The sequence below is a fragment of the Vibrio sp. Y176 genome, assembly GCF_033438945.1.
The window spans coordinates 1-539 of record NZ_JAWOQS010001072.1; the positions used below are offsets into that span (position 1 = coordinate 1).

1 protein-coding gene is annotated in these 539 nt (G+C 46.6%); it reads right to left on the reverse strand.

Annotated features, from left to right (window positions below; genetic code table 11):
* Nucleotides 1-102: 102 nt before the first annotated feature.
* Nucleotides 103-539, reverse strand: a 437-nt coding sequence (locus R7O13_RS30255) for an AraC family transcriptional regulator (protein WP_318305645.1), incomplete at its 5' end; no start/stop codon positions are given.

Sequence of the window (539 nt, forward strand, 5' to 3'; positions counted from 1 at the left end):
TACTAACAAAAAGCAGCGTCGACTTACAAGCGCTGCTGATGTACGCCATGTCGAGGCTGCTTGCCTAAACTTCTCTATGATTTACGCACTCTGACTGAAGGCTTAAATCGAACCACGATATTCCGTCGGCGTTCTGCCTGTACGGTTCTTAAATACTCGGCAGAAATAGTTCACGTCTTTAAATCCACAGCGCACTGACACGTCATTGAGTTTGAAGTTGTATTTCTTGAGCATAAACTTCGCACGATCCACGCGTACCCAAGTAATGTAGTCTGCCAAGGTCATGTGCCCCTGCTGACGGAACAAGCGCGACAAATGGTTCGAGGAAATACTGAATCTCGACGCAATGCTGTCACGCGTGATTGGGCGATGGAAGTTTTCTTGAATGTAGATGCAGATCCCTTGATAGAGATCTTGCACACGGCTATGTGACTGCTGCTCGACTGGTGCATCCAACATCGTCTTCGCGTATTGCAGTAATGCTTGCAGTAAAAGCTCATCCATTGGTTTTTTAGTATTATCACGAGACAGTGAGCTCA